The sequence below is a fragment of the Bordetella sp. 2513F2 genome (genome assembly GCF_054642735.1).
This window is the reverse complement of sequence record NZ_CM137755.1, coordinates 1,419,260-1,443,851: the sequence shown is the minus strand read 5'-3', so window position 1 is coordinate 1,443,851 and position 24,592 is coordinate 1,419,260. Positions and strand designations below refer to the sequence as shown.

The window sequence follows — 24,592 nt, the reverse complement described above, 5'->3', positions numbered from 1 at the left end:
AACGGTTGACGCGCGGTGTCTCATGCGTACTCCTGGACCGGAACGGGCGCGGGCACCGCCCGGGCTTCTTCGGACAGCGCCTGCTGGACCGCGTAGCGCTGGCGCTCGCCGCGCCATTCGACCCACTGCTTGACCAGCAGCGTCGCCAGCGCCAGCAGGGCCAGCAGCGAGGCCACGGCAAACGCCGCCGAGAACTGGTATTCGTTGTAGAGGATCTCCACGTGCAGGGTCATGGTGTTGGTGAGGCCGCGCACCTGCCCCGACACCACCGACACCGCGCCAAACTCGCCCATGGCGCGCGCATTGCTCAGGATCGCGCCGTACAGCAGGCCCCATTTGATGTTGGGCAGGGTGACCCGGCGGAATATCTGCCAGCCGCTGGCGCCCAGCGTGAGCGCCGCCTGCTCGTCCTCGCTGCCCTGCGCCTGCATCAACGGGATCAGCTCGCGCGCGATGAACGGAAACGTGACGAAAAGCGTGGCCAGGATCACCCCGGGCACGGCATAGACGATCTTCAGGTCATGAGCCTGCAGCCACGGGCCGAACCATCCCTGTGAACCGAACAGCAGCACGAACACCATGCCCGCCACCACCGGCGATACCGAGAACGGCAGGTCGATCAGCGTGATCAGGAACTGCTTGCCCCGGAACGAGAAGCGCGTGACCGCCCAGGCAGCCGCCACGCCGAACACCAGGTTCAAGGGCAGCGACAGCGCGGCCACCAGCAGGGTCAGGCGGATCGCGGACCAGGCGTCGGGCTCGGTTATCGCGGCGAGGTACAGCGCCCATCCCTTGCGCAGCGCTTCGGTGAATACGGCCAGCAAGGGCACCACCAGGAAGAGGGTCAGGAATCCCAGGGCCAGCGCCAGCAGCAGAAGCCGCACCCAACGCGGCTCGGCCAGCGGATCACGATGCCGGGCGTTCATGCCGCCCTCCCGCCGCGGCGCGCCTGCCAGGCCTGCAGCAGATTGATGAGCAGCAGCAGCGCGAACGAGATCAGCAGCATCACCGTGGCGATTGCCGCGGCGCCCGCGTAGTCGAATTGCTCGAGCTTGGCCACGATGAGCAGCGGCGTGATCTCGGACACCATCGGCATGTTGCCCGCGATGAAGATCACCGAGCCGTACTCGCCCACCGCCCGCGCGAAAGTCAGCGCAAAGCCGGTGAGCAATGCGGGCAGGAGCGCGGGCAGCACCACGCGCCACACCGTCTGCCAGCGGTCGGCGCCGAGGCTGGCCGCGGCCTCCTCGATCTCGCGCTCCACGTCCTCGAGCACGGGCTGCACGGTGCGCACCACGAACGGCACGCCGATGAACACCAGCGCCACCACCACGCCCAGCGGCGTGAAGGCCACCTTGAGCCCGAACCACTGGCCCAGCGGGGCTCCCAGCCAGCCGTTCGGCCCATACAACGCCGCAAGCGCGATACCGGCCACCGCCGTGGGCAGCGCGAAGGGCAGGTCCACCAGCGCATCGACCAGCTTCTTGCCCGGAAACCGGTATCGCACCAGCACCCAGGCCACGATGGCGCCGAACACCAGGTTCACGACGGCGGCGATCAGGGAGGCGCCGAAGGTGAGCCGGTAGGACGCCAGCACGCGCGGGGCGGTCACGGCCTCCCAGAATCCCGTCCAGCCCATGCCCGCCGCCTTGGCCGGCAGCGCGGCCAGGGGGATCAGCACCAGCAGGCTGAGATAGAGCACGGCATAGCCCATCGACAGGCCGAAGCCGGGCAGCACCCCGGCGCGCCGCCATGCCGAGGCACGCCGGTGGGCGGCGGGTACATCCGGAGCAGAGGCGGAATAGGCTGTCATGTGGGCTCAGCGCGGCTGATAGATCTGGTCGAAGGTCCCGCCGTCGCTGAAATGCTTCTTCTGCGCGGCGCGCCAGCCTCCGAAGATGGGGTCGTCGATCGTCACCAGGCGCAGCTTGGGAAAGCGCTCCGCATGGCGGGCCGCCACGGCCTCATCGGTGGGACGGTAGTAATTGCGGGCGATGATCTCCTGGGCCTGCGGCGTATACAGGAACTTCAGGTAGGCCTCCGCTGCCGCACGCGTGCCCTTGCGGTCCACGTTCTTGTCGACCACGGCCACCGGCGGCTCGGCCAGGATGGACAGCGAGGGCACCACGATGTCGAACTTGTCCGGGCCCAGTTCTTCCTGGGCCAGGAAGGCCTCGTTCTCCCAGGCCAGCAGCACGTCGCCCACGCCCCGCTCCACGAACGTGGTGGTGGCGCCCCGCGCGCCCGTGTCGAGCACCGGCACATGCCGCAGCAGTTCGCCGACATAGGCCTTGGCCTGCTCTTCGCTGCCGTTGCTGCGCTGCAGGGCGTAGGCCCAGGCAGCCAGGTAGTTCCAGCGCGCGCCGCCGGAAGTCTTGGGGTTGGGCGTGATGACCTGGACGCCGTCCCTGATCAGGTCGTCCCAGTCGCGGATCTGCTTGGGATTGCCCTTGCGCACCAGGAACACGATGGTCGAGGTGTAAGGCGAGCTGTTGCGCGGCAGGCGCTTCTGCCAGTCGGCCGCCAGCAGCCCGCGGTCGGCGATGGCGTCGATGTCGTAGGCCAGCGCCAGCGTGACCACGTCGGCGTCCAGTCCGTCGATGACCGAGCGCGCCTGGCGGCCGGAACCGCCATGGGACTGGCGTATGGTGACGGCCACGCCGGCTTCCTGCTGGTATTGCTTGACGAAGGCCTCGTCGATGGCGCGATAGAGCTCGCGCGTGGGATCGTAGGATACGTTCAGCAGCGCCTGGGAAGACGCGGCATGGACCTGCGGCAGGCCCAGGATGAAGGTGGCGGCCAGCACCGACGCCACGGCCCGGACCCGGGCAAGCCACTGGTGCATGTCAGGCATTCCCTTGTTCCTTGTTGTGAGGGAGACGCCAGTTTGCGTGCGGTGCAACGTAAACGGAACGAATGTTTTTTCAGTTGTTCATGGCTTTGCGGCATAAGCGCGCATGGCGCGACGAAACGGCCGCGCCCCGCTCGAGGCGGGGCGCGGCCGGAAACCCTGCGGCAGGTTATCTGCTTATTTGTTGGGCTGCGGCGTGATGCGCAGGTACGGACGCACGGCCTTGTAGCCCTTGGGAAACTTCTCTTTGATGACGGCTTCGTCCTTCAGCGAGGGGACGATGATCACGTCATCGCCATCCTGCCAGTTCACCGGCGTGGCCACGCTGTAGTTGTCGGTGAGCTGCAGCGAATCGATCACGCGCAGGATCTCGTTGAAATTGCGTCCGGTGCTGGCCGGGTAGGTGATGATCAGGCGCACCTTCTTGGCCGGGTCGATGATGAACACCGAGCGCACCGTGGCGGTGGCGCTGGCGTTCGGATGGATCATGTCGTAGAGCTCGGAAACCTTGCGGTCCTCGTCGGCCACGATGGGGAAGTTGACGGTGGTGGACTGGGTTTCGTTGATGTCGTCGATCCAGCCCTTGTGCGAGCTTACCGGATCCACCGAGAGCGCCAGCACCTTCACGTTGCGCTTGGCGAACTCATCGGCCAGCTTGGCCGTGTAGCCCAGTTCCGTGGTGCACACCGGCGTGTAGTCGGCCGGGTGGGAGAACAGCACGCCCCAGCTGTCGCCGAGGTAGTCATAGAACCGGATCGGGCCGACGGAGGATTGTTGTTCGAAATCCGGCGCCGTGTCGCCCAGGCGTAGTTGAGCCATGGTTGCCTCCTGTATGGTGTAACGGATCGAATGATTCTGGCATCAAACCAAGCTTGGTGGAAATATTCAACCCATATAACCTTATGCAATATCTGCCAGCAAGCCGCAATGATCCACCACCTCCCCGCTGCGCACGGCCGCCGACAAGGCCTGCGCCCGCGGCAGGATATGCGCGGCATGAAACAGCGCCGTGCCGAGCTTGGCCCGATAGAAAGGGTCGGCGGAACCCTGGGCCAGCTGCCGGCGGCATGCCAGCGCGGCGCGCGCCATCTGCCAGCCGCCATGCACGGTACCGGCCAGCATCAGGTACGGCACGCTGCCCGCATACACGGCGCGCGGGTGCTGCGCTGCATGCTCGAGCAGGAACGCCACCGCCCCCTCGTAGGCCTGGATCCCCTGGTCCAAGTTGTCGCGCAGCAGGCGCAGGCCCGGCCGCTGCGCTTCGTCGGCCCGCGAAACTTCCGCCTCCACGAGCTTCAGCGTGTCCCGCATGGCTGCAATGCACGCATAGGCCGTGGCGCCGCCGTCGCGCAGCGTCTTGCGGCCGACGAGGTCGTTGGCCTGGATTGCCGTGGTGCCTTCGTAGATGGGCAGGATGCGCGCATCGCGGTAATGCTGCGCCGCGCCGGTCTCCTCGATGAAGCCCATGCCGCCGTGGACCTGCACGCCCAGCGAAGTGACCTCCAGGGCGATCTCGGTGGCGTAGCCCTTGACCACCGGCACCAGGTATTCGTAGATCGCCCGGTGGCGCGAGCGCATGCCGGCGTCGGGGTGATGCGCGCCCTTGTCGTGCGCCGCGGCCGCCACATAGGACACCGCACGCGCCGCCTCGGTCAGGGCCCGCATGGTCAGCAGCATGCGCTGCACGTCGGGATGGTGCGATATGGTGACCGCCGTGGCCGAGCCTTCCACTGCCCTGCCCTGCACGCGATCGCGGGCATAGGCGTGGGCGCGCTGCAGGGAACGCTCGGACACGCCTATGCCCTGCTGGCCCACCGCATAGCGGGCCGCATTCATCATGATGAACATGTACTCCAGGCCGCGGTTGAGCTCGCCCACCAGGTAGCCCACCGCGCCCTCGCCCACCTCGCCCTTGCCCGCCCCATACAGCAGCTCCGCCGTCGGACTGCCGTGTATGCCCAGCTTGTGCTCGAGCTTGGCGCACCACACGTCGTTGCGCGCCGCCGGGCGGCCCTGCTCGTCCACCAGGAACTTGGGCACGATGAACAGAGAGATGCCCTTCACGCCCGCCGGGGCGTCCGGCGTGCGCGCCAGCACCAGGTGGATGATGTTCTCGGCGAGGTCGTGCTCGCCATAGGTGATGAAGATCTTGCGTCCGCTCAGCCGATAGGTGCCGTCGTCCTGGCGCACCGCGCGCATCGAGACCTGGGCCAGGTCCGATCCCGCCTGCGGCTCCGTGAGATTCATGGTGCCGGTCCAGCGGCCGCTGATGAGGTTGGGCACGAAGATGCTGCGCTGCGGCTCGGAACCGACGGTGAGCAGGGCTTCTATCACCCCGTCGGTGAGCATCGGGCACAGCGAGAAAGCCAGGCTGGCCGCCTGGATGTTCTCGCCGGCGGGCGCCGCCACCAGCTTGGGCAGGCCCTGGCCGCCCCATTGCTGCGGATGCTGCAGGCCCTGCCAGCCGCCGGCCGCATAGGCGGCGAAGCCCTCGGCATAACCCGGCGTGGTGCGCACCTCGCCATCGTCCCAGACGGGAGGCTGCCGGTCGCCGGCGGCGTCCAGCGGCGCCACCACCTGCTGCACGAAGCGGGCGTTCTCCTCGAGTATGGCATCCACCAGCTCGGGCGTGAGCTCCTCGAAGCCCGGCAGCGCCAGGATCTCGTCCAGGCCGGCCAGTTCTCGAAGCGCGAAGCGGATGTCCTGCAGGGGTGTGAGATAGCTCATGATGTCTCCGTGTCTTGTTGCGGCCATGCCCCGGCCGCTTCCCCGTCGGGCGCGGGCTGGACACATGGTACGCCAAGCAGGGGCCGGGCGCCGCCGGGCCGGTTTCCCGCAGGCATAAAAAAACCGCAGGCGACCGCCTGCGGTTTTTGCGTGCCGGCGCGCTGGAGCCTACAGCGCGTTGGTCAGCTCGGGCACGACCTGGAACAGGTCGCCCACCAGGCCGTAGTCGGCCACGCCGAAGATCGGCGCCTCGGCATCCTTGTTGATGGCCACGATGACCTTCGAATCCTTCATGCCGGCCAGGTGCTGGATGGCGCCCGAGATGCCGATGGCCACGTACAGCTGCGGGGCCACGATCTTGCCGGTCTGGCCCACCTGCCAGTCGTTGGGGGCGTAGCCCGCGTCGACGGCCGCGCGCGAGGCGCCCAGGGCCGCGCCCAGCTTGTCGGCCAGCGGGTCGAGGATCTTGAAGTTCTCGGCGCTGCCCAGGCCCCGGCCGCCGGAGACCACCACGCGCGCGCCCGCCAGCTCGGGGCGGTCGCTCTTGGCGACTTCGCGGCCCACGAACGACGACAGGCCAGAGTCGGCCACCGCGTCGATCTTCTCCACGGCTGCCGAGCCGCCCTCGGCCGCCACGGCGTCGAAACCGGTGGTGCGCACCGTGATGACCTTGACCGGATCCGCCGACTGCACGGTGGCGATGGCGTTGCCCGCGTAGATGGGGCGCTGGAAGGTGTCGGGGGACTCGACGGCGATGATGTCGGAAACCTGCGCCACGTCGAGCTTGGCAGCCACGCGCGGGGCCACGTTCTTGCCCGAGGCCGTGGCCGGGAACAGGATGTGGGTGTAGTCCTTGGCGATGGCCAGCACCTGCTCGGCCACGTTCTCGGCCAGGCCCTCGGCCAGGGCTGCGCCGTCGGCCAGCAGCACCTTGGCCACGCCTTGCGCGCGGGCGGCCTGGTCGGCCACGGCCTGGGCATTGCTGCCCGCGACCAGCACGTGCACGTCGCCGCCCAGCTTGGCAGCGGCCGCGATGGTGTTGAGCGTGGCGCCCTTGAGTTGGGCGTTGTCGTGTTCGGCAATAACCAGCGTCGTCATATCAGAGCACCTTCGCTTCGTTCTTGAGTTTGTCGACCAGCGTGGCCACGTCCGGCACCTTGATGCCGGCCTTGCGGCCGGGCGGCTCTGTGACCTTGAGCGTCTTCAGGCGCGGCGCGGGGTCCACGCCCAGGTCCTGCGGCGACACAGTGTCCAGCGGCTTCTTCTTGGCCTTCATGATGTTGGGCAGCGTGACATAGCGCGGCTCGTTCAGGCGCAGGTCGGTGGTGACGATGGCCGGCAGCTTCAGCTTGATGGTTTCCAGGCCGCCATCGACTTCGCGGGTGACCGTGACCTCGCCTTCGCCCAGCTCGACCTTGCTGGCGAACGTGGCCTGCGACCAGCCCAGCAGCGCGGCCAGCATCTGGCCGGTCTGGTTGGCGTCGTCGTCGATGGCCTGCTTGCCCAGGATCACCAGCTGGGGCTGCTCCTTTTCGACCAGCGCCTTCAGCATCTTGGCCACCGCCAGCGGCTGCAGCTCGGCGTCGGTCTGCACCAGGATGCCGCGGTCGGCGCCGATGGCCATGGCCGTGCGCAAGGTTTCCTGGCACTGCGCCACGCCGCAGGACACCGCCACGATCTCGGACACGCTGCCCTTTTCCTTCAGGCGCGTCGCTTCCTCGACCGCGATCTCGTCGAACGGGTTCATCGACATCTTCACATTGGCGATGTCCACACCGGTTTGGTCCGACTTCACGCGTACCTTGACGTTGTAGTCAACGACGCGCTTGACAGGTACAAGCACCTTCATCCAGCAGCCTCCTAAGGAATAAATGATCGTCCGGCACCCGCGGCGCCCGCATTGCACAATTTTTCGATTCTACAACTTTGCCAGCGCGCGCAGATGGGCCACCACGCTGCGGCCCAGCGCGGAAAAGTTGTATCCGCCTTCGAGCGTGCTCACGATGCGCCCCTGCGCGTGCCGCTCGGCGACCTCCACGAGCTGCTCGGTCATCCAGGCGTAGTCGGACTCGACCAGGCCCATCTGGGCCATGTCGTCCTCCCGGTGGGCGTCGAAGCCGGCGGACACCAGGATCAGTTCCGGCCGGTGCGCCTCCAGCCGCGGCAGCCATTGGTCGCGCACGATGGCGCGCACCGCCGGGCCGGTGGTATACGCCGGAACCGGCACGTTCAGCATATTGTCCGCAGGGTGGTCGGCACCGCTGTTGGGGAAGAACGGATGCTGGAAGAAACTGCACATCAGCACCCGCGCATCACCGGCGAAGATCGCTTCCGTGCCGTTGCCGTGGTGCACGTCGAAGTCCACGATGGCCACCCGCTGCAGCCCGTGCTGCGCCATGGCATGCGCTGCGGCGATGGCCACGTTGTTGAGGAAGCAGAAACCCATTGCCTTGTCGCGGCAGGCATGGTGGCCCGGCGGCCGCACGGCGCAAAAGGCCGTGGCCGCTTCGCCGCGCATGACCATATCCACCGCGGACACACCCGCCCCGGCGGCCCGCAGGGCGGCCTCGTAGGTATGGGAATTCATGAGGGTGTCCGAATCCAGCGCCACGTACCCGCTGTCGGGCTGCCGGGCGCGCAGGCTCTCGACGTAGTCGGGATCGTGCACGCGCAGGATGTCGGCCAGCTGCGCCGCGGGCGCCTGGCGGTCGTCCAGGTAGGACATCAGGCCGCTGGCCAGCAATTGATCGGAAATGGCATCGAGCCTCTGCGGACTCTCCGGATGCCAGTCCCCCATTTCATGCAGCCGGCATGACGGGTGGGTAAGATACACAGTCTCCATAAGGAAGATTATGTTCACCTGTCGGCGAATCCTGCAAATCGGCCTTTGTTCCGCCCTGGTGGCGGGCTGCGCCGCCTCCAAACCGCCCGGCCCGTCCCAGCCTGCCGCGCCGGCAGACGGCCCCATCCGCATCGGCCCCGGCCAACCTGCGGCCCCTTCGGCCACCGAAGGTCCCGCAGGAGCGCTGCGCCCCGAGGTGGAGTCCTTCGCCCGCGAGCTGGCCGCCCGCCAGGGCCTGCAGCTGGAGGCCGTGCGCGGCAGCCTGCATGGGGCCGCCTACAACAGCACGGTGGCGCGGCTGATCGCGCCCTCCCCGCCCGGGCGCAAGATCTGGCGCAGCTGGCTCACCTACCGGTCGCGCTTCGTGGAACCCAAGCGCATCCAGTGGGGCGTGGAATTCTGGCGGGCCAACGCCGTCCTGCTGGACCGCGCTGAACAACAATACGGCGTGCCGGCCTCGATCATCGCGGCCATCATCGGGGTCGAGACCCTGTACGGGCGCAACATGGGCAGTTTCCGCGTCATGGACGCGCTCACCACGCTGGCGTTCGACTACCCGCAGCCCGCCAAGCCGGAACGCATCGAACTGTTCCGCAACCAGCTGGGCGACTTCATCACCCTGGTGCTGAACGGCAAGCTCGAGAAAGAGACCCGCGGCTCCTACGCCGGCGCCATCGGCATGCCCCAGTTCATGCCCGGCAGCATTCTCCGCTACGCCGTCGACGGCGATGGCGATGGGCACATCGACCTGGCGAACAGCGTATCGGACGCCGTCATGTCGGTGGGCAACTTCCTGGTCGAGCATGGATGGCAGCGCAGCGCGCCGGTGTTCGCGCCGGTGGCGCTGCCGCCCGACCCCAAGCCCCTTGTGGCGGGCGGGCTGAGCCCCACGCTGGACTGGAGCAGGCTGCAGGCCGCCGGCGCACGCCTCGCACCCGGCGCCGTACCCGGCCGCTGGCAGGAATTGCCGCTGGGCGTGGTGGACCTGGTCGAGGAAGCGCGCGGCACCGCGCAGTACCGCACGGCCACGCCGAACTTCTTCGCGCTCACCCAGTACAACCGCAGCTATTTCTACGCCACGGCCGTGTCGGACCTGGCCGATGCCCTGGCGGCGCGCACCGGACGCTGAGGTCACGGCGTCCGGCACTCGCCTGGGGTCAGCCAGGCGAGCCGGGCCCCGAGGCAGGCTGCGTCAGTTGAAGACGCCAGTGGAGAGATAGCGATCGCCGCGGTCGCAGACGATGAAGACGATGGTGGCGTTTTCCACGCGCCGGGCCACGCGCAGCGCGGCCACCAGCGCCCCGGCAGAGGAGATCCCGCCGAAGATGCCTTCCTCGGCGGCCAGCCGCCGCGCCATGGCCTCGGCTTCGGCCTGCTCGATGGACTCGTAGGCGTCGACGCGGCTGCGATCGAAGATCCTGGGCAGGTAGGCCTCGGGCCATTTCCGGATGCCGGGAATCTGCGAGCCCTCGGCGGGCTGCGCGCCCACGACCTGGACGGCGGGGTTGCGCGACTTCAGGTAGGTGGAGACGCCCATGATGGTGCCGGTGGTGCCCATGGCGCTGACGAAGTGCGTGACCTGCCCGGCGGTCTGGGTCCAGATCTCGGGGCCCGTGCCCTCGATATGGGCGCGCGGGTTGTCGGGATTGGCGAACTGGTCCAGCACCTTGCCCTTGCCTTCGGCCTGCATGGCCATGGCGAGGTCGCGCGCGTATTCCATCCCGCCCTTGTCGGCCGGCGTGAGAATGAGCTGCGCGCCATAGGCGGTCATGGCGGCGCGCCGCTCGACCGAGAGGTTGTCGGGCATGATGAGGATCATGCGGTAGCCCCGCATGGCCGCCGTCATGGCCAGCGCAATGCCGGTATTGCCGCTGGTGGCCTCGATCAGCGTGTCTCCGGGCTGGATCTCGCCGCGCGCCTCGGCCTGCATGATCATGGAGAGCGCCGGCCGGTCTTTGACCGAACCGGCCGGATTGTTGCCCTCCAGCTTGGCCAGGATGACGTTGCCGCGCGGCGCCCCGGCCTCGCCCGGTATGCGCTGCAGGCGCACCAGGGGTGTGTTGCCGACGGTCTGCTCGATGGTGGGATAGTTGGGAGTGCTCATGGCGGCGATCATACCTCCGGGCGCCCCTGGCCGGGAACATAGCCGCGCCTGCGCCAGGGGCAAGCGCGCCCAGCCGGCTATTTGGCGGGCGGACGCCGGCCCGCCGCCGGCGGCGCCGCCGGCGGCTGCGGCCTGGCCTCGCCCACGACGAGCCCGGCTGCCTGCAGGGCCTGCGCCCGCTTCGGGCCGATGCCGCGTACCCGGTCGGACAGGTCTTCGATGGAATCGAAAGGACCGCCGCGGGCACGCTCCTGGATGATGATGCGCGCGGTGCCTGGGCCGATGCCGCGCAGCGCCTCGAGCTGCTCGGCGCTGGCGGTGTTGACGTCGACGGGGGCGGCAAGCGCCGGAGCGAGCGTGGCCAGCCCCAGGCCGCCGGCCAGGGCCAGTCCGCCCGCCGCCCGCAACAGGGCGCGGCGCGCGGACGGACGCGGGCCGGCGGCGAACCGGGCAACGAAGGGACGGGGCCGTACGGGACGGGCCACGGGGTCATGCAGGAACGGGTTCATGAGGGTCTCCTGGAACGCGGCGGATCGACCGATCCGCCTGTACCCATCATGCCCAGCGCCGGCCCGGTACGCGGGCCGGATGCACGGAATCGTCTATTGCGGCAACTACGCTGGCAGGAGTTCAGCCCAGCGCGCGCCAGTAGCGCACGTACTCCGACACGCCGGTCTGCACGTCGCGCATGTCGGCAGTGAAACCGGCAGCCCGCAGCTGCGACACGTCGGCCTGCGTATAGCTCTGGTAGCGGCCCTTGAGGTCGTCGGGGAACGGGATGTAGCGGATCAGGCCGGCTCGCACCAGTTCGTCGAGCGGCAGCGCCGGCTCGCCGCGTTCGGCACGCAACGTATTGACCACGGCCGCCGCCACGTCGTTGAAGGGCTGCGCGCGCCCGGTGCCGCAGTTGAATATGCCGGACTGCCCCGGGTTGTCGAGGAAATGCAGGTTGACCGCCACCACGTCCTCCACCGAGATGAAGTCGCGGCTCTGGGCGCCGTCGGCGTAGCCGTCCCACCCCGCGAAGAGCCGCACGTGGCCCTCGGCGAGGAACTGGTTCATGTTGTGGAAGGCCACCGAGGCCATGCGGCCCTTGTGCTGCTCGTGGGGGCCGTACACATTGAAGTAGCGCAGCCCCACCACCTGGGCCGTGAGCGTGTCCATGCGACGGCGCAGCACCTGGTCGAACAGCAGCTTGGAATAGCCGTACACGTTGAGGGGCGCTTCGTTGGCAGGGTCCTCTACATAGACGGACGAGCCGCCGTAGACCGCCGCCGACGAGGCGTACAGCAGCGGGATCCGCCGCGCCTGGCAGCATTCCAGCAGCTCCAGCGTGACGCGGTAGTTGTTGTCGAGCATGTAGCGGCCGTTGCGCTCGGTGGTGTCCGAGCAGGCCCCCTGGTGCAGCACGGCGCGGATCTCGGGAAGACGGCCCTCCCGCACACGCTGGCGGAAGTCGTCCTTGTCGAGATAGTCGGCAATGGCGCAGTCGGCCAGATTGCGGAATTTGTCGCCATCGGTGAGGTCGTCGACCGCGATGATGTCGTACACGCCGCGGCGGTTCAGGCCGCGGACCAGATTGCTGCCGATGAAACCGGCAGCGCCGGTGACCACGATCATGTTGCTTCTCCTGCGAGTTCTGCGGCGGTGACCACCGAGGTGCCCAGCTTGCCGACCACGATGCCGCCGGCACGGTTGGCCCAGCGCATGGCGTCGGCCCAGGGCAGCCCCACGCCGCGCATGGCGGCCAGCGTGGCCAGCACGGTATCGCCCGCCCCGGACACGTCGAACACCTCGTGCGCCTGCGCGTCGACGTGCTCGCGTCCCGCCTCGGTGAACAAGGTCATGCCCTGCTCGGAGCGGGTCACGAGCAGGGCCTCGAGCGCCAGCTCGGTGCGCAGCTTCTGCGCGCGCTCGGCCAGCTCGGGTTCCGACGACCAGCGCCCCACGGCCTGCTGCATCTCGGCACGGTTGGGCGTGACCAGGGTGGCGCCGCGATAACGGGTGTAGTCGTCTCCCTTGGGGTCGACCAGCACCGGCACGCCCGCAGCGCGCGCCTGTGCGATCAGCGGCTGCACGCGGTCGAGCGCACCCTTGGCGTAGTCGGACAGCACCAGCACGTCGTGGCCGGACAGGTGCCGCGCCACGGCGGCATCGATGCCGTCCAGGGCGCTGGCGGCGGGATGTTGCTCGAAGTCCACCCGCAGCAGCTGCTGCTGCCGCCCCAAGACGCGCATCTTCAGGGTCGTGGGATGGCCGGCATCGCGCACCAGCTCGGCGCGCACCCCGGCCTCGGCGGCGGTGCGGACGATGCTGTCGCCGGCCTCGTCGTCGCCGATCACGCCCACCAGCGTGACCTGCGCACCCAGCGCGGCCACGTTGCGGGCCACGTTGGCGGCGCCGCCCAGGCGGTCTTCGCGGCGCGCCACGCGCACCACGGGCACGGGCGCCTCGGGCGAGATGCGGTCGACTTCGCCGAACCAGTAGCGGTCCAGCATGACGTCGCCCACCACGAGGATCCGGGTGGCGGCGATGGCGGAGGCGGGAAATGCGGTCATTCGAGTTCTTCCAGTCGGCGCGGCGCGTAGGTCTCCCACGCATTGCAGCCGGGGCATTGCCAATAGAACCGCCGCGCCTGGAAGCCGCACGAACGGCAGGCATAGCGGTCCAGGCGCTGCGTATGCTTGTGTATCAGGCTGCGCAGCAGGGTGAGGTCGGCGCCCGGCACCGCGGCCTCGTCGCGCGGCTCGGCCGGATTGGCCAGCTCGGCCTCCAGCAGGCGGTCGAGGCCGAGCAGCGAAGGATGATGGCGCAGGGCCTCGCGCGCAAAGGCCCAGGCAGGCCCGGCGCCCCGCTGCACGCGCAGTTCGCGGAACACCACGTTGAAGAGGTCCAGCGAGGCGTGGCGGGCGTACTGGTCGCGCAGCACGCGCAAGCCCTCGGCTGCCTCGCCGGCCTGGCGGTAGTTGGCCAGCAATTGCTCCGCCACCAGGCCTGCGAATTCGGGCGCGTCGGCCAGCACCGAACCGAGGTAGAGCCGCTCGCGCTTGGGATCCTGCTCGAGCAGCGCCAGCCTTGCGCGCAGCATGGCGATGCGCACGCGCGCGCCTCGTCCTGCCGCCTGGTCCCGGCCGAAGGCGTCGGCCGCATGATCGGCGGCGTCCAGCGCGGTGAGGGCCGTCTCAGCATCGGGCGGCTTGGCCGACAACGCCGTCTGGGCCTGCTCGCAGTAATAGTGCACGATCTGCGGCACCGGCTCGTCGACCAGCCCCTGCAGGGTCTTGACCACTTCGATGGCGCGCGGCCAGTCGTGCTCGGATTCGTAGATGCGGATCAGCGAGCGCAGCGCAGGCAGCGCATAGCGGGTGTCCTTGAGCTGCTCGAAGGCGGCTTCGGCGCGGTCCAGCATGCCCGCCTTGAGGAAATCCTGCGCCAGCTCGTGCTGCGCATGATCGCGCTCGGCGGCCGGGAGGTCGGAGCGATTGAGCAGGCTCTGGTGGACGCGGATCGCCCGCTCCATCTCGCCACGACGGCGAAACAGGCTGCCCAGTGCAAAGTGGAGCTCGGTGGTTTCGGGGTCGAGCTTGGCCACCTCGACGAAGGCGTCGATGGCGCGATCCGGCTGTTCGTTGAGCAGGAAGTTCAGGCCCCGGAAGTAGGAATCGGGCAGCGTGCGCGTCTCGCGCAGCATCTGCCGGAAATCGAACCGGGCCGCCAGCCAGCCCAGCGCAAACAGCATGGGCACGAAAATCAACCACCAGGGCTCAAAATCCACGGCGCGGACTCATATGATTGTTGTAGGAAGGACGGCCCACCCGCACGCGGGTCAGAGCGGCGACATCGGCGCCACGGCCTCCGGCGCCACCGCGGGCGGCGCAGCGCCGCTGGCTTCGGCCTGCAACCGCTCCACTTCCCGGCGCAGCCGCATGGCCTCGCGGCGGCGGCGCATGGCGGCAGGCACGGTGAGCAGCAGGCCGAACAGCGCACCGGCCACGAAGGCCGCCAGCATCACCACGATGAGCGGCACGTTCTGGATGGCGTAGTCGGCGTAGAACTTCACTTCCACCGGATCGGTGTTCTTCACGGCGAACATCAGCACGGCGATGAAGACGAGCAATCGCAGGGCCCAGACGAGGTAGCGCATGGCGCATGCTCCAGAAAATCGAGACTTAGATTGTAAGCGGAAGCCGCAGGGCGGTGCGTCGCCACGACCACCCCCGGCGTTCTATGATGTGGGGCTCGTTCACAACACGTCCGCACCTGCCTGCGCCCAGGCTGCCGGCAGGCCGCAACTGAATCCGGAGGGGTAAGTCTTGAAGAAGCATCGTATCGCCGTGATTCCCGGAGACGGGATCGGCAAGGAAGTCATGCCCGAGGGCGTGCGCGTGGTCGAGGCGGCGGCCCGACGCTACGGCATCGAACTCGACCTGCAGCACATCGACTGGGCCAGCTGCGACTACTACGCCGAGCACGGCGACATGATGCCTCCCGACTGGTTCGAGCAGCTCAAGGACTGCGAGGCGCTGTACTTCGGCGCCGTGGGCTGGCCCGACACCGTGCCCGACCACGTCTCGCTGTGGGGCTCGCTGCTGAAATTCCGCCGGCAGTTCGACGAATACGTGAACCTGCGCCCCGTGCGCCTGATGCCCGGCGTGCCCTGCCCGCTGGCCGGCCGCAAGCCGGGCGACATCGACTTCTACGTGGTCCGCGAGAACACCGAGGGCGAATACTCGTCGGTGGGAGGCCGCATGTTCGAGGGCACCGACCAGGAATTCGTGGTGCAGGAGTCCATCTTCACGCGCCGCGGCGTCGACCGCATCCTCAAGTACGCCTTCGAGCTGGCGCGCAGCCGCCCGAAGAAGCACGTCACGTCGGCCACCAAGTCCAACGGCATCTCGATCAGCATGCCCTACTGGGACGAGCGCTTCCAGGCCATGGGCAGCCAGTATCCCGATGTGCGCCAGGACAAATACCATGTGGACATCCTGGCCGCGCGCTTCGTGCTGAGCCCCGAACGCTTCGACGTGGTGGTGGCCAGCAACCTGTTCGGCGACATCCTTTCCGACCTGGGCCCGGCCTGCACGGGCACCATCGGCATCGCGCCCTCGGCCAATCTCAACCCGGAACGCACCTTTCCCTCGCTGTTCGAACCGGTGCACGGCTCGGCGCCCGACATCTACGGCAAGAACATCGCCAACCCCATCGGCATGATCTGGTCGGGCGCGATGATGCTGGATTTCCTGGGGCATGGCCAGGGCGCATACCGCGAGGCCCACGACGCCATCCTGCGCGCCATCGAGCAAAGCCTGATGGACGGCGTCTGCACCCCCGACCTCGGCGGCAAGGCTTCCACTACCGAGGCCGGCGAGGCCATTGCCGCGCTGGTCGAGCGCGCCTGAAGCCCTGCCGGGGCCGCAGAAACAACGCAGCCCTCACAAAAAGCAAAACAGCCCTCACGTGTGAGGGCTGTTTTTTTCAAGCTGACCCGGTGAGTCCGGGGCATGCGCGAGGCGGTGGCTGAGCGCCGGACCTAATGCATGGCGTGCAGGTCGAGCACCGACTGCACCGGATCGACGGATCCGGTATCGGCAGCGCCCTCATCCGTGCCGGACACCAGGTCGACGCGCTCGCGCAGTTCCTTGCCGGCCTTGAAGTGCGGCACCTGCTTGCCCGGCACGCGCACCTGCTCGCCCGACTTGGGATTGCGCCCGATGCGGGGAGAGCGTCGCGACAACGAAAAGCTGCCAAATCCCCGGATCTCGATGCGCTGGCCCGAGGCCAGGGCCTGGGCCATTGCATCGAGCATGGTCTTGACGGCGTAGTCGGTGTCGCGGGCGGCCAGCTGTGGATAGCGGGCCGCCAGCGCAGCGATCAGCTCCGACTTGGTCACTGATCAACCGTCGTTGCGCTGTTGATCCAGCTTGGCCTTGAGCAGCGCACCCAGGTTGGTGGTGCCCGACGACGCGCTGGCTTCCGACATGCGCTGGATGGTATCGGCGGTCTCGGCGTTGTCGCGGGCCTTGATCGACAGCTGGATCGAACGCGCCTTGCGGTCGATGTTGATGATCATGGCTTCGACGTTGTCGCCGGCCTTCAGGACGGTGGTGGCATCCTCGACGCGGCCCGAGGAGATCTCGGAAGCGCGCAGGTAGCCCTCGACGTCCACCGACAGCGTGACCACGGCACCCTTGGGCTCGACCGACTTGACGGTGCCCGGCACCACGGCGCCCTTGTCGTGGGTGGCCACGAAGTTGTTGAAGGGGTCGCCTTCCAGCTGCTTGATGCCCAGCGAGATGCGTTCCTTGTCGGTGTCGATGCCCAGCACCACGGCTTCGATCTCGTCGCCCTTCTTGAAGTTGCGCACGGCCTCTTCGCCGGTTTCCGTCCAGGACAGGTCGGACAGGTGCACCAGGCCATCGATGCCGCCGGGCAGGCCGACGAACACGCCGAAGTCGGTGATCGACTTGATGGCGCCGCGGACCTTGTCGCCACGCTTGAAGTTGGTGGCGAACTCTTCCCACGGGTTCTGGCGGCACTGCTTCATGCCCAGCGAGATGCGGCGACGGTCTTCGTCGATCTCGAGGACCATGACTTCGACTTCCTCGCCCAGGGTGACCACCTTGCGCGGATCGACGTTCTTGTTGGTCCAGTCCATTTCGGAGACGTGCACCAGGCCTTCGATGCCGGCTTCGACTTCGACGAACGCGCCGTAGTCGGTGAGGTTGGTGACCTTGCCGAACAGGCGGGTGCCTTGCGGGTAGCGACGGGCCAGGCCCACCCACGGATCTTCGCCCAGCTGCTTGACGCCCAGCGACACGCGGCTCTTTTCCTGGTCGAACTTGAGGACCTTGGCTTCGACTTCCTGGCCCACCTGCAGGACTTCGGAGGGGTGACGCACACGGCGCCAGGCCATGTCGGTGATGTGCAGCAGGCCGTCGATGCCGCCGAGGTCGACGAACGCACCGTAGTCGGTGATGTTCTTGACCACGCCCTTGACGATGGCGCCTTCGTGCAGCGTCTCGAGCAGCTTCTGGCGCTCTTCGCCCATGCTGGCTTCCAGCACCTGGCGGCGCGACAGCACGACGTTGTTGCGCTTGCGGTCGAGCTTGATGACCTTGAACTCGAGGGTCTTGCCCTCGTAGGGGGTGGTGTCCTTGACGGGGCGCAGGTCGACCAGCGAACCGGGCAGGAAGGCGCGGATGCCGTTGGTCATGACGGTGAGGCCGCCCTTGACCTTGCCGGTGATCGTGCCGGTGACGAGCTCGCCGTTCTCGAGAGCGGTTTCGAGCTGCAGCCAGGCCGACAGGCGCTTGGCGCGGTCGCGCGACAGGATGGTGTCGCCGTAGCCGTTTTCCAGCGAGTCGATGGCCACGGAGACGAAATCGCCGGGCTGGACTTCGAGCTCGCCCTGGTCGTTCAGGAATTCGTCCAGGGGAATGAGGGCTTCGGACTTCAGGCCGGCATTGACCACCACGAAATTGTGGTCGACACGCACGACCTCGGCGCTGATGACCTCGCCGGACTTCATGTCCTGGGACTTGAGGCTCTCGGCAAAGAGATCGGCAAAGCTTTCGCCGCCAGTGGCGGAGGTGGAAACGGAAGACATTAGGTTAAGCGTCCATGGGCCGACGTATCGGCCGTTTGATGACACACCACAGCGGATTGCCCGCCACAGTGGAGTGGAAAAACCTGGCGGCATCGCCTGCCCTTGCGGGGTGATCCCGTGGGGGCACGACGCTGGGCCGTCAGGGCCAAGAAACTACGATGCGGCGCGGCCGGACTGCACCTGGCGCCAGTATTCCAGTACTGCCTGCACCGTCTGCTCGATGCTGAGATTCGAGGAATCGAGCTCGCGGGCATCTGCCGCCGCCGCAAGCGGCGCAACGGCGCGCTCGGTATCGCGCCGGTCGCGCTCGCGCATGTCGGCAAGAAGATCGTCAATATTAGCCGAAATTCCCTTTTCGATCAACTGCTTACAACGCCTTTGCGCCCTGGCTTCGACGTCGGCCACGAGAAAGATCTTGAGCGCGGCGTCCGGAAACACCACCGTGCCCATGTCCCGGCCGTCGGCCACCAGCCCCGGCGGCGCGCGAAAGGCGCGCTGGCGCGCCAGCAGCGCCTGGCGCAGCGGCGGATGCCCGGCGATGCGGGAGGCCATGTTGCCCACGCGTTCTTCGCGGATGGCGCCGGCCACGTCGCGTCCTTCGAGCAGGATGCGCGGCCCGTCGAACACCACGTCCAGCGCGCGCGCGGCGCCCGCCAGTCCGGCCGCGTCGTCGGCAGGGATGCCGCGCTCCAGGGCCGCCAGGGCCGTCAGGCGGTACAGCGCGCCGCTGTCCAGGACTGCCCAGCCCAGGGCGTCGGCCACCCGATGGGCGATGGTGCCCTTGCCCGAAGCAGTGGGGCCATCGATGGTGATGACCGGCGCGTCGGCGCCGGAGGCTGAGGGATGGGAATCGGCAGGCATGGCGGGCATCGGGGAATCAGGCATGCACCAGTGCGGCATAGACGTCGAAATAGTCCGGGAAGGTCTTGCTCACGCAGCCCGGATCCAGGATGCGCACGGCGGCCGGCCCGAACGCCGCAAGCGAGAAACACATCGCCATGCGGTGGTCGTCCCAGGTGCCGATGTGCGCGTCGCGCCACTGCCCCGGCGCCGGCGGCGTCACGCGCAGCCAGTCGGGGCCGGCCTCGACCTGCGCGCCCAGCTTGGCCAGTTCGGTCTGCATGGCATGGATGCGGTCGGTTTCCTTGACCCGCCAGCTGCCGATGTTGCGCAGCCGGCACGGACCGTCGGCATACAGCGCCAGGGCCGCTGCCGTCATGGCCGCGTCGGGGATCAGGTTGAAATCGGCATCGAACGCCTTGAGGCGTTCGCCGCGCGCCACCTGCACGCCGCTGGCCTCCAGCCAGCCGGGACCTGCCGTTATGGTAGCGCCCATGGCCTGCAGTGTGTGCACGAAGGCCACGTCGCCCTGGATGCTGTCGGCGCCCACGCCTTCCACGCGCACCGGCCCGCCGCCGATGGCGCCCAGCGCCAGGAAATACGAAGCGGAGGATGCGTCGCCCTCCACGTCCAGCGTGCCCGGACTGCGGTAGGCGGCATCGGCAGGCACCACGAAGCGCGACCAGCCTTCGCGCCGGACCGCCACGCCGTAGCGCGCCATGAGATTCAGCGTGATCTCGATGTAGGGCTTGGAAATGAGCTCGCCCACCACCTCGATGGCCACTTCCCCGCCCTGGCGGCGCGCCAGCAGCGGAGCGGCCAGCAGCAGCGCGGTGAGGAACTGGCTCGACACGCTGCCCTGCACGCGCACCGGGGCCTGCGCCCTGGGCTCGCCCGGGTGCAGACGCAGTGGCGGATAGCCGGGATTGCCCAGGTAATCGATCGGGACGCCAAGGGCCCGCAGCGCGTCGACCAGGTCGCCGATGGGCCGTTCGTGCATGCGCGGCACGCCGGAGAGGCGGTAGTCTCCGCCCATCAGGGCCAGTGCAGCGGTAAGCGGCCGGAATGCGGTGCCGGCGTTGCCCAGGAACAGGTCCGCCTGCCGCGTGGGAAAGGACGCGGTGCCGGTCACGGCGACCGCGCCGTCCGGACCATTGGCCACCGCCACGCCCAGCTGGCGCAGCGCGGCCAGCATGACGCGGGTATCGTCGGAGTCCAGCAGGCCGCGGATCGTGGTGCTGCCGTCTGCCAGCGCGGCCAGCAGCAGCACCCGGTTGGAAATGCTCTTGGACCCGGGCAGGGTCATCACCCCGCGCGCCGAAACGGCGCGCGGCAGGTCCAGATATGGCGAGGCGTCCATCAGCCCTCCTTGCGCCAGTTGCGGCGCGCCTGGGCCGCCCGCTCCAGCATTTGTTCCAGCGCCGCGCCGTCGCGCTGGCGCAGGGCCTCTTCGGCGCCGTCCAGCACGGCGCGCAGGTCCGCCAGCTCGGCCAGCATGGCGGCCCGGTTCGACAGGAAGATGTCGCGCCACATCTCCGGCGACCCGGCGGCGATGCGCGTGAAATCCCGGAAGCCCGTGCCGGCGAGCGCGAGCCGGGAGCCGGCATCGGGCGCGGCCGCCACCTGGGCCATGTAGACGGCCGCCAGGAAGTGCGGCATGTGGCTCACCGAACCCAGCACCCGGTCGTGGGTCTCGGCGTCGAGGTCCAGGACGGTGGCCCCGCAGGCCTGCCAGGCCGCCCGCACGCGCTCGCAGGCTTGCGCGGAATTCTCGGGCAGCGGCGAGAGCACGACGGTGCGGCCCTGGTACAGCCCGGGATCGGACGCTTCGGGGCCGGTGCGCTCGGCCCCGGCAATGGGATGGCCGGGCACGAAGCAGCCGATCCGCTCGCCCAGGGCCTCGCGTGCCGCCCGGACGACCTCGACCTTGGTGCTGCCGGCGTCCGTGAGTACGCATCCGGGCCTGAGGTGCGCGCGCATCTGCGCCAGCACCGCGCCCAGTCCGCCCACGGGCGTGGAAAGCAGCACCAGATCGGCGCGGCGCGCGGCTTCGGCGGCGTCGACGGCTTCGTCGACCAGCCCCAGGGCGACGGCGCGCTCCAGGGATGCCGGGCTGCGCCCCACGCCCAGCACTTGGTCGACCGCACCGGCGCGGCGCAGCGCCGCGGCAAAGGAACCGCCGATCAGGCCCACGCCCACCACGGCCAGCACGCCGATGCGCGCCGGCGCAGCCGCCTGGACCGGCGCGGATGCGGCCCCGGTCATTGGCCTCCCAGGATTTCGGTCAGCGCCTCGACGAAGCGCGCGTTCTCGTGCGGCAGGCCGATGCTTACCCGCAGCCATTCCGGCAGGCCGTCGCCGGCGACGGGCCGGACGATCACGCCGCGCTTGAGCAGCTCGCGGTTGATGCGGCCGGCATCGCCCACGCGCACCAGCACGAAGTTGCCGTAGCTGGGGACGAACTGCAGCCCCAGGCGCTCGAACGCCTCGCACAGCTGCGCCTTGCCTGCCTTGTTGGTGGCATAGGCCTGTTCCAGGAAGGCAGTGTCGTGCAGCGCGGCGATGGCCGCAGCCTGGGCCAGCGTGTTGACGTTGAACGGCTGGCGCACCCGGTTCAACAGGTCGGTGAGCACCGGCTGCGCCAGCGCGTAGCCCACGCGCAGGCCGGCCAGCCCGTAGGCCTTGGAGAAGGTGCGCGACACGATCAGGTTGGGATGGCGGCGCACCAGCGCCACGCTGTCGAAGCGCAGGCCGGGATCCAGGTATTCGTTGTAGGCCTCGTCCAGCACCACCGTGACCCGCTCGCCATGCTCGGCATGCACGCGCGCCAGGAACGCCTCGATCTGGGCGCCCGGCAGGAAGGTGCCGGTGGGATTGTTGGGATTGGCGATGAACAGCAGCCGGGTGTCGGGGGCGATGGCGGCGGCCATGGCGTCGAGGTCATGGCCGTAGTCGCGCGCCGGCACCATGATGTGGCGCGCGCCGCGCGCCTGCGTGGCCAGCCGGTATACCGTGAACGCGTGCTCCGCATAGACGGCCGACGTGCCGGGTTCGAGCAGCGCCAGCGCAGCGATCTCGAGAATGTCGTTCGATCCGTTGCCCAGGGTGATCCAGTCCATCGGCACGTCGTAGCGCCCGGCCAGCGCGCTCTTCAGGTCGAAACCGTTGGGATCGGGATAGCGCGCCAGCGATTCGGCCGCCGCCGCAAGCGCCGCCCGGGCCGAGGCCGGCATGCCCAGGGGATTCTCGTTGGAAGCCAGCTTGACGATGCCGGCCGGATCCAGCCCGAACTCGCGGGCCAGCTCCTCGATGGGCTTGCCGGCCTGGTACGGGGCGATGGCGCCGACGTGAGCCGGGGCCGCGAGGGTCTTGTTGGTGTCGCTCATATGAATGAAACGGGGCAGCGGGGGTTACTGGGCCGGGTACGAGCCCAGCACCTTGAAGAAGGCCACCTGGGACTGCAGCGCGGCCAGGGCGCGCGCCACGTGTTCGTCGTCGCGATGGCCCTGCACGTCGACGTAGAAGTAGTATTCCCACTGGCCGGTGCGCGCCGGGCGCGACTCGAAACGGGTCATGGACACGCCGTTGGCCGCCAGGGGGGTGAGCATGTCGTAGACGGCGCCCGCCCGATTCGGCACGGCCAGGATCAGGCTGGTCTTGTCCTGCCCGCTGCGGCCCGGCTCGATATTGCCGATGGCCACGAACCGGGTGCGGTTGTGCGGATCGTCCTGGATGCCCGCGGCCACGATCTGCAGGTTCCAGGCCGGCGCCGCCACGTCGCCGGCGATGGCCGCCACGGTGGGGTCCTGCGCAGCCACGCGCGCCGCCTCGGAATTGCTGGCGGCCGCCTCGCGATGCAGGTCAGGATAATGGCGCGTGAGCCAGGCCTGGCACTGGGCCAGGGCCTGCGGATGCGCGGAGATGGTCTTGATGCCCTCCATGCTGCCGGACTGGCTCATGAGGCAATGCCGGATCACCAGAGACCGCTCTCCCTGGATCTTCAGCGGCGTGGCCAGCAGGAGGTCGAGGCTGCGGTTGACCGCCCCTTCGGTGGAATTCTCCACGGGCACCATGCCCACGTCGGCCTGGCCGGCCTCCACTGCCCTGAACACCTCGTCGAACGAGGCGCAGGGCAGGCACTGCACCGAATGGCCGAAATGCTCCAGCGCCGCCTGTTCGGAGAACGAACCCTGCGGACCCAGGTAGGCGACGGTCATGCCGCGCTCCAGGCCCCGGCATGCCGACATGATCTCGGTCCAGACCGCGGCAATGCCCTCGTCCGGGAAAGGACCGGGATTGCGGGACTGCAGGCCGCGTATGACTTCCGCCTCGCGGTCGGGCCGCAGCACCGGGCCGTCGGCGCGCGCTGCGTGCTTGACCTCGCCCACTTCCTGGGCGGTGCGCGCCCGCTGGCACAGCAGCGCGAGGATCTGCGCATCGATGGCGTCGATGCGATCGCGCAAGGGCTTCAGCCTTGCCTGCAGCGACGCGTCATCCATGGCGACGTTCGAACTCCTTCAGGTACTCCACCAGCGCCTGCACGCCGGCCATCGGCATGGCGTTGTAGATCGAGGCGCGCATGCCGCCCACACTCTTGTGGCCCTTGAGCTGCATCAGCCCGGCGGCCTCGGCGCCCTGCAGGAAGGCTTCGTTGAGCGACTCGTCGCGCAGCACGAAGGGCACGTTCATGCGCGAGCGCGCTGCCGGCTGCACCGGGTTGCGGTAGAAGCCGGAGCCGTCGAGATATCCGTACAGCAGCTGGGCCTTGGCGCGGTTGGCGGCCTCCATGCCCTGCACGCCCCCCTGGGCCTTGACCCACTTGAACACCAGCCCGGCGACGTAGATCGCGAACGCGGGCGGCGTGTTGTAGCGCGAATGCTCGGCAGCCACGTTGGCGTAGTCGAAGGCGGAGGGGCAGATCGGCAGCGCGTGGCCCAGCAGGTCGCGGCGCGCGATCACCACGGTGACGCCCGCCGGCCCCGCGTTCTTCTGCGCACCCGCGAACACCAGCCCGGCGCGGGTGACGTCCATGGGACGCGACAGGAAATGCGAGGAGGCATCGACCACCAGGGGCACGTCGGGGGCGCCCAGCTCGGCCAGGTCGGGCCATTCGGTGAATTCCACGCCGCCTATGGTCTCGTTGCTGCAGAAATGCAGATACGCGGCCTCCTTGCGCACGTTCCAGTCGGCCACAGGCGGCACCCAGGTCCAGGGCTGCTGAAGGCGACCGTCGATTTCCTGGGCCGCCCCGCTGGAAGCGGCCACGTGCGTGCTGCCGTAGCGGCCGGCTTCCTTGTGGGAGCGCGCCGACCAGTGGCCGGTGAGCACGAAATCGGCGGACGGCGTGCCGCGGCGTCCCATGAGGTTCATGGGCACGATGGCGTTCTCGCCCAGCCCACCCCCCTGCATGAACATCACCGCATAATCGGCGGGCAGGCCCAGCAGGTCGCGCAGGTCCTGCTCGGCCTCGTCGCAGATCTGCACGAAATGCTTGCCGCGATGGCTCATTTCCATCACGGACATGCCGCTGCCGTGCCAGTCGAGCATCTCGGCGGCGGCCTGCTCCAGCACCGCCTCGGGCAGGGCCGAGGGCCCCGCCGAAAAGTTCCAGGGGCGAGCCAT

24 protein-coding genes are annotated in these 24,592 nt (G+C 68.7%); 2 read left to right on the top strand and 22 right to left on the bottom strand.

Annotated features, from left to right (window positions below; genetic code table 11):
- Nucleotides 1-20 precede the first annotated feature (20 nt).
- From cysW to ACYBYQ_RS06800, 8 genes are all read right to left on the bottom strand, one after another.
- Nucleotides 21-926, bottom strand: coding sequence for a sulfate ABC transporter permease subunit CysW (gene cysW, locus ACYBYQ_RS06835; RefSeq protein WP_459618006.1), 906 nt, complete (start codon nt 924-926; stop codon nt 21-23).
- A complete protein-coding gene (cysT, locus tag ACYBYQ_RS06830; RefSeq protein WP_459618005.1) occupies nt 923-1,813 on the bottom strand; it encodes a sulfate ABC transporter permease subunit CysT in 891 nt (296 codons plus the stop codon). Before cysT ends, cysW begins: the two co-directional genes overlap by 4 nt.
- Nucleotides 1,814-1,819: 6 nt before the next feature.
- On the bottom strand, nt 1,820-2,845 hold the full coding sequence (locus ACYBYQ_RS06825; RefSeq protein WP_459618718.1) for a sulfate ABC transporter substrate-binding protein: 1,026 nt from the start codon (nt 2,843-2,845) through the stop codon (nt 1,820-1,822).
- A 183-nt stretch (nt 2,846-3,028) separates the two neighbouring features.
- Complete coding sequence (locus tag ACYBYQ_RS06820; protein ID WP_459618004.1) at nt 3,029-3,670, bottom strand: peroxiredoxin; 642 nt, start codon at nt 3,668-3,670, stop codon at nt 3,029-3,031.
- Between the two features lie 81 nt (nt 3,671-3,751).
- Nucleotides 3,752-5,578: an acyl-CoA dehydrogenase gene (locus ACYBYQ_RS06815; protein ID WP_459618003.1), complete on the bottom strand. Its 1,827-nt coding sequence runs from the start codon at nt 5,576-5,578 to the stop codon at nt 3,752-3,754.
- 168 nt (nt 5,579-5,746) lie between these two features.
- Nucleotides 5,747-6,676: an electron transfer flavoprotein subunit alpha/FixB family protein gene (locus ACYBYQ_RS06810; protein WP_459618002.1), complete on the bottom strand. Its 930-nt coding sequence runs from the start codon at nt 6,674-6,676 to the stop codon at nt 5,747-5,749.
- A 1-nt stretch (nt 6,677) separates the two neighbouring features.
- Nucleotides 6,678-7,427: an electron transfer flavoprotein subunit beta/FixA family protein gene (locus ACYBYQ_RS06805; RefSeq protein WP_459618001.1), complete on the bottom strand. Its 750-nt coding sequence runs from the start codon at nt 7,425-7,427 to the stop codon at nt 6,678-6,680.
- A gap of 69 nt (nt 7,428-7,496) precedes the next feature.
- Nucleotides 7,497-8,420, bottom strand: a complete 924-nt coding sequence (locus ACYBYQ_RS06800; protein WP_459618000.1) for a histone deacetylase family protein — start codon at nt 8,418-8,420, stop codon at nt 7,497-7,499.
- 10 nt (nt 8,421-8,430) lie between these two features.
- On the opposite strand from ACYBYQ_RS06800, the gene mltB reads away from it, so the two are divergent.
- Nucleotides 8,431-9,549 carry a lytic murein transglycosylase B gene (gene mltB, locus ACYBYQ_RS06795; RefSeq protein ID WP_459617999.1) on the top strand — a complete coding sequence of 373 codons (1,119 nt, stop codon included), beginning with the start codon at nt 8,431-8,433 and terminating at the stop codon, nt 9,547-9,549.
- Nucleotides 9,550-9,612: 63 nt separating this feature from the next.
- On the opposite strand, the gene cysM is transcribed toward mltB, so the two are convergent.
- The 6 genes from cysM to ACYBYQ_RS06765 all read right to left on the bottom strand — a co-directional run bounded on the left by cysM (nt 9,613) and on the right by ACYBYQ_RS06765 (nt 14,668).
- Entirely contained in the window at nt 9,613-10,524 is a 912-nt protein-coding gene (gene cysM, locus ACYBYQ_RS06790; RefSeq protein WP_459617998.1) for a cysteine synthase CysM, read from the bottom strand.
- 77 nt (nt 10,525-10,601) lie between these two features.
- The gene (locus tag ACYBYQ_RS06785; RefSeq protein ID WP_459617997.1) at nt 10,602-11,033 is read right to left on the bottom strand and encodes a ComEA family DNA-binding protein; all 432 of its coding nucleotides are present in this window, start codon (nt 11,031-11,033) and stop codon (nt 10,602-10,604) included.
- Between the two features lie 121 nt (nt 11,034-11,154).
- Entirely contained in the window at nt 11,155-12,144 is a 990-nt protein-coding gene (gene rfaD / locus ACYBYQ_RS06780) for an ADP-glyceromanno-heptose 6-epimerase (RefSeq protein WP_459617996.1), read from the bottom strand.
- Nucleotides 12,141-13,082, bottom strand: a complete 942-nt coding sequence (gene rfaE1 / locus ACYBYQ_RS06775) for a D-glycero-beta-D-manno-heptose-7-phosphate kinase (RefSeq protein ID WP_459617995.1) — start codon at nt 13,080-13,082, stop codon at nt 12,141-12,143. Before rfaE1 ends, rfaD begins: the two co-directional genes overlap by 4 nt.
- Nucleotides 13,079-14,299 carry a lipopolysaccharide assembly protein LapB gene (gene lapB / locus ACYBYQ_RS06770; RefSeq protein WP_459617994.1) on the bottom strand — a complete coding sequence of 407 codons (1,221 nt, stop codon included), beginning with the start codon at nt 14,297-14,299 and terminating at the stop codon, nt 13,079-13,081. Before lapB ends, rfaE1 begins: the two co-directional genes overlap by 4 nt.
- 51 nt (nt 14,300-14,350) lie before the next feature.
- Nucleotides 14,351-14,668, bottom strand: coding sequence for a LapA family protein (locus ACYBYQ_RS06765; protein ID WP_459617993.1), 318 nt, complete (start codon nt 14,666-14,668; stop codon nt 14,351-14,353).
- 169 nt (nt 14,669-14,837) lie between these two features.
- Here ACYBYQ_RS06765 and ACYBYQ_RS06760 point away from each other — a divergent pair, with 169 nt between their 5' ends.
- Nucleotides 14,838-15,923 (top strand): tartrate dehydrogenase, encoded by a 1,086-nt coding sequence (locus ACYBYQ_RS06760; RefSeq protein WP_459617992.1) that lies wholly within the window; start codon nt 14,838-14,840, stop codon nt 15,921-15,923.
- A gap of 131 nt (nt 15,924-16,054) precedes the next feature.
- Here the strand turns inward: ACYBYQ_RS06760 and ACYBYQ_RS06755 are convergent, their stop codons facing one another.
- From ACYBYQ_RS06755 to serC, 8 genes are all read right to left on the bottom strand, one after another.
- Nucleotides 16,055-16,414, bottom strand: coding sequence for an integration host factor subunit beta (locus ACYBYQ_RS06755; RefSeq protein WP_459617991.1), 360 nt, complete (start codon nt 16,412-16,414; stop codon nt 16,055-16,057).
- A gap of 3 nt (nt 16,415-16,417) precedes the next feature.
- Nucleotides 16,418-18,130: a 30S ribosomal protein S1 gene (rpsA, locus tag ACYBYQ_RS06750; RefSeq protein WP_459617990.1), complete on the bottom strand. Its 1,713-nt coding sequence runs from the start codon at nt 18,128-18,130 to the stop codon at nt 16,418-16,420.
- A gap of 153 nt (nt 18,131-18,283) precedes the next feature.
- Complete coding sequence (cmk, locus tag ACYBYQ_RS06745) at nt 18,284-18,991, bottom strand: (d)CMP kinase (protein WP_459617989.1); 708 nt, start codon at nt 18,989-18,991, stop codon at nt 18,284-18,286.
- A 16-nt stretch (nt 18,992-19,007) separates the two neighbouring features.
- Entirely contained in the window at nt 19,008-20,330 is a 1,323-nt protein-coding gene (aroA, locus tag ACYBYQ_RS06740) for a 3-phosphoshikimate 1-carboxyvinyltransferase (RefSeq protein WP_459617988.1), read from the bottom strand.
- Nucleotides 20,330-21,235: a prephenate dehydrogenase gene (locus ACYBYQ_RS06735; protein WP_459617987.1), complete on the bottom strand. Its 906-nt coding sequence runs from the start codon at nt 21,233-21,235 to the stop codon at nt 20,330-20,332. Before ACYBYQ_RS06735 ends, aroA begins: the two co-directional genes overlap by 1 nt.
- Nucleotides 21,232-22,356: a histidinol-phosphate transaminase gene (hisC, locus tag ACYBYQ_RS06730; protein WP_459617986.1), complete on the bottom strand. Its 1,125-nt coding sequence runs from the start codon at nt 22,354-22,356 to the stop codon at nt 21,232-21,234. The genes ACYBYQ_RS06735 and hisC overlap by 4 nt, the downstream gene beginning before the upstream one ends.
- A gap of 24 nt (nt 22,357-22,380) precedes the next feature.
- Nucleotides 22,381-23,469, bottom strand: a complete 1,089-nt coding sequence (pheA, locus tag ACYBYQ_RS06725) for a prephenate dehydratase (protein WP_459617985.1) — start codon at nt 23,467-23,469, stop codon at nt 22,381-22,383.
- Nucleotides 23,462-24,592 carry a 3-phosphoserine/phosphohydroxythreonine transaminase gene (serC, locus tag ACYBYQ_RS06720; protein WP_459617984.1) on the bottom strand — a complete coding sequence of 377 codons (1,131 nt, stop codon included), beginning with the start codon at nt 24,590-24,592 and terminating at the stop codon, nt 23,462-23,464. The genes pheA and serC overlap by 8 nt, the downstream gene beginning before the upstream one ends.

Bases quoted from the DNA above. Each gene is read 5' to 3' on its own strand.
- cysW (WP_459618006.1), bottom strand. From the start codon at position 926: ATGAACGCCCGGCATCGTGATCCGCTGGCCGAGCCGCGTTGGGTGCGG.
- cysT (WP_459618005.1), bottom strand. From the start codon at position 1,813: ATGACAGCCTATTCCGCCTCTGCTCCGGATGTACCCGCCGCCCACCGG.
- ACYBYQ_RS06825 (WP_459618718.1), bottom strand. From the start codon at position 2,845: ATGCACCAGTGGCTTGCCCGGGTCCGGGCCGTGGCGTCGGTGCTGGCC.
- ACYBYQ_RS06820 (WP_459618004.1), bottom strand. From the start codon at position 3,670: ATGGCTCAACTACGCCTGGGCGACACGGCGCCGGATTTCGAACAACAA.
- ACYBYQ_RS06815 (WP_459618003.1), bottom strand. From the start codon at position 5,578: ATGAGCTATCTCACACCCCTGCAGGACATCCGCTTCGCGCTTCGAGAA.
- ACYBYQ_RS06810 (WP_459618002.1), bottom strand. From the start codon at position 6,676: ATGACGACGCTGGTTATTGCCGAACACGACAACGCCCAACTCAAGGGC.
- ACYBYQ_RS06805 (WP_459618001.1), bottom strand. From the start codon at position 7,427: ATGAAGGTGCTTGTACCTGTCAAGCGCGTCGTTGACTACAACGTCAAG.
- ACYBYQ_RS06800 (WP_459618000.1), bottom strand. From the start codon at position 8,420: ATGGAGACTGTGTATCTTACCCACCCGTCATGCCGGCTGCATGAAATG.
- mltB (WP_459617999.1), top strand. From the start codon at position 8,431: ATGTTCACCTGTCGGCGAATCCTGCAAATCGGCCTTTGTTCCGCCCTG.
- cysM (WP_459617998.1), bottom strand. From the start codon at position 10,524: ATGAGCACTCCCAACTATCCCACCATCGAGCAGACCGTCGGCAACACA.
- ACYBYQ_RS06785 (WP_459617997.1), bottom strand. From the start codon at position 11,033: ATGAACCCGTTCCTGCATGACCCCGTGGCCCGTCCCGTACGGCCCCGT.
- rfaD (WP_459617996.1), bottom strand. From the start codon at position 12,144: ATGATCGTGGTCACCGGCGCTGCCGGTTTCATCGGCAGCAATCTGGTC.
- rfaE1 (WP_459617995.1), bottom strand. From the start codon at position 13,082: ATGACCGCATTTCCCGCCTCCGCCATCGCCGCCACCCGGATCCTCGTG.
- ACYBYQ_RS06765 (WP_459617993.1), bottom strand. From the start codon at position 14,668: ATGCGCTACCTCGTCTGGGCCCTGCGATTGCTCGTCTTCATCGCCGTG.
- rpsA (WP_459617990.1), bottom strand. From the start codon at position 18,130: ATGTCTTCCGTTTCCACCTCCGCCACTGGCGGCGAAAGCTTTGCCGAT.
- cmk (WP_459617989.1), bottom strand. From the start codon at position 18,991: ATGCCTGCCGATTCCCATCCCTCAGCCTCCGGCGCCGACGCGCCGGTC.
- aroA (WP_459617988.1), bottom strand. From the start codon at position 20,330: ATGGACGCCTCGCCATATCTGGACCTGCCGCGCGCCGTTTCGGCGCGC.
- ACYBYQ_RS06735 (WP_459617987.1), bottom strand. From the start codon at position 21,235: ATGACCGGGGCCGCATCCGCGCCGGTCCAGGCGGCTGCGCCGGCGCGC.
- hisC (WP_459617986.1), bottom strand. From the start codon at position 22,356: ATGAGCGACACCAACAAGACCCTCGCGGCCCCGGCTCACGTCGGCGCC.
- pheA (WP_459617985.1), bottom strand. From the start codon at position 23,469: ATGGATGACGCGTCGCTGCAGGCAAGGCTGAAGCCCTTGCGCGATCGC.
- serC (WP_459617984.1), bottom strand. From the start codon at position 24,592: ATGGCTCGCCCCTGGAACTTTTCGGCGGGGCCCTCGGCCCTGCCCGAG.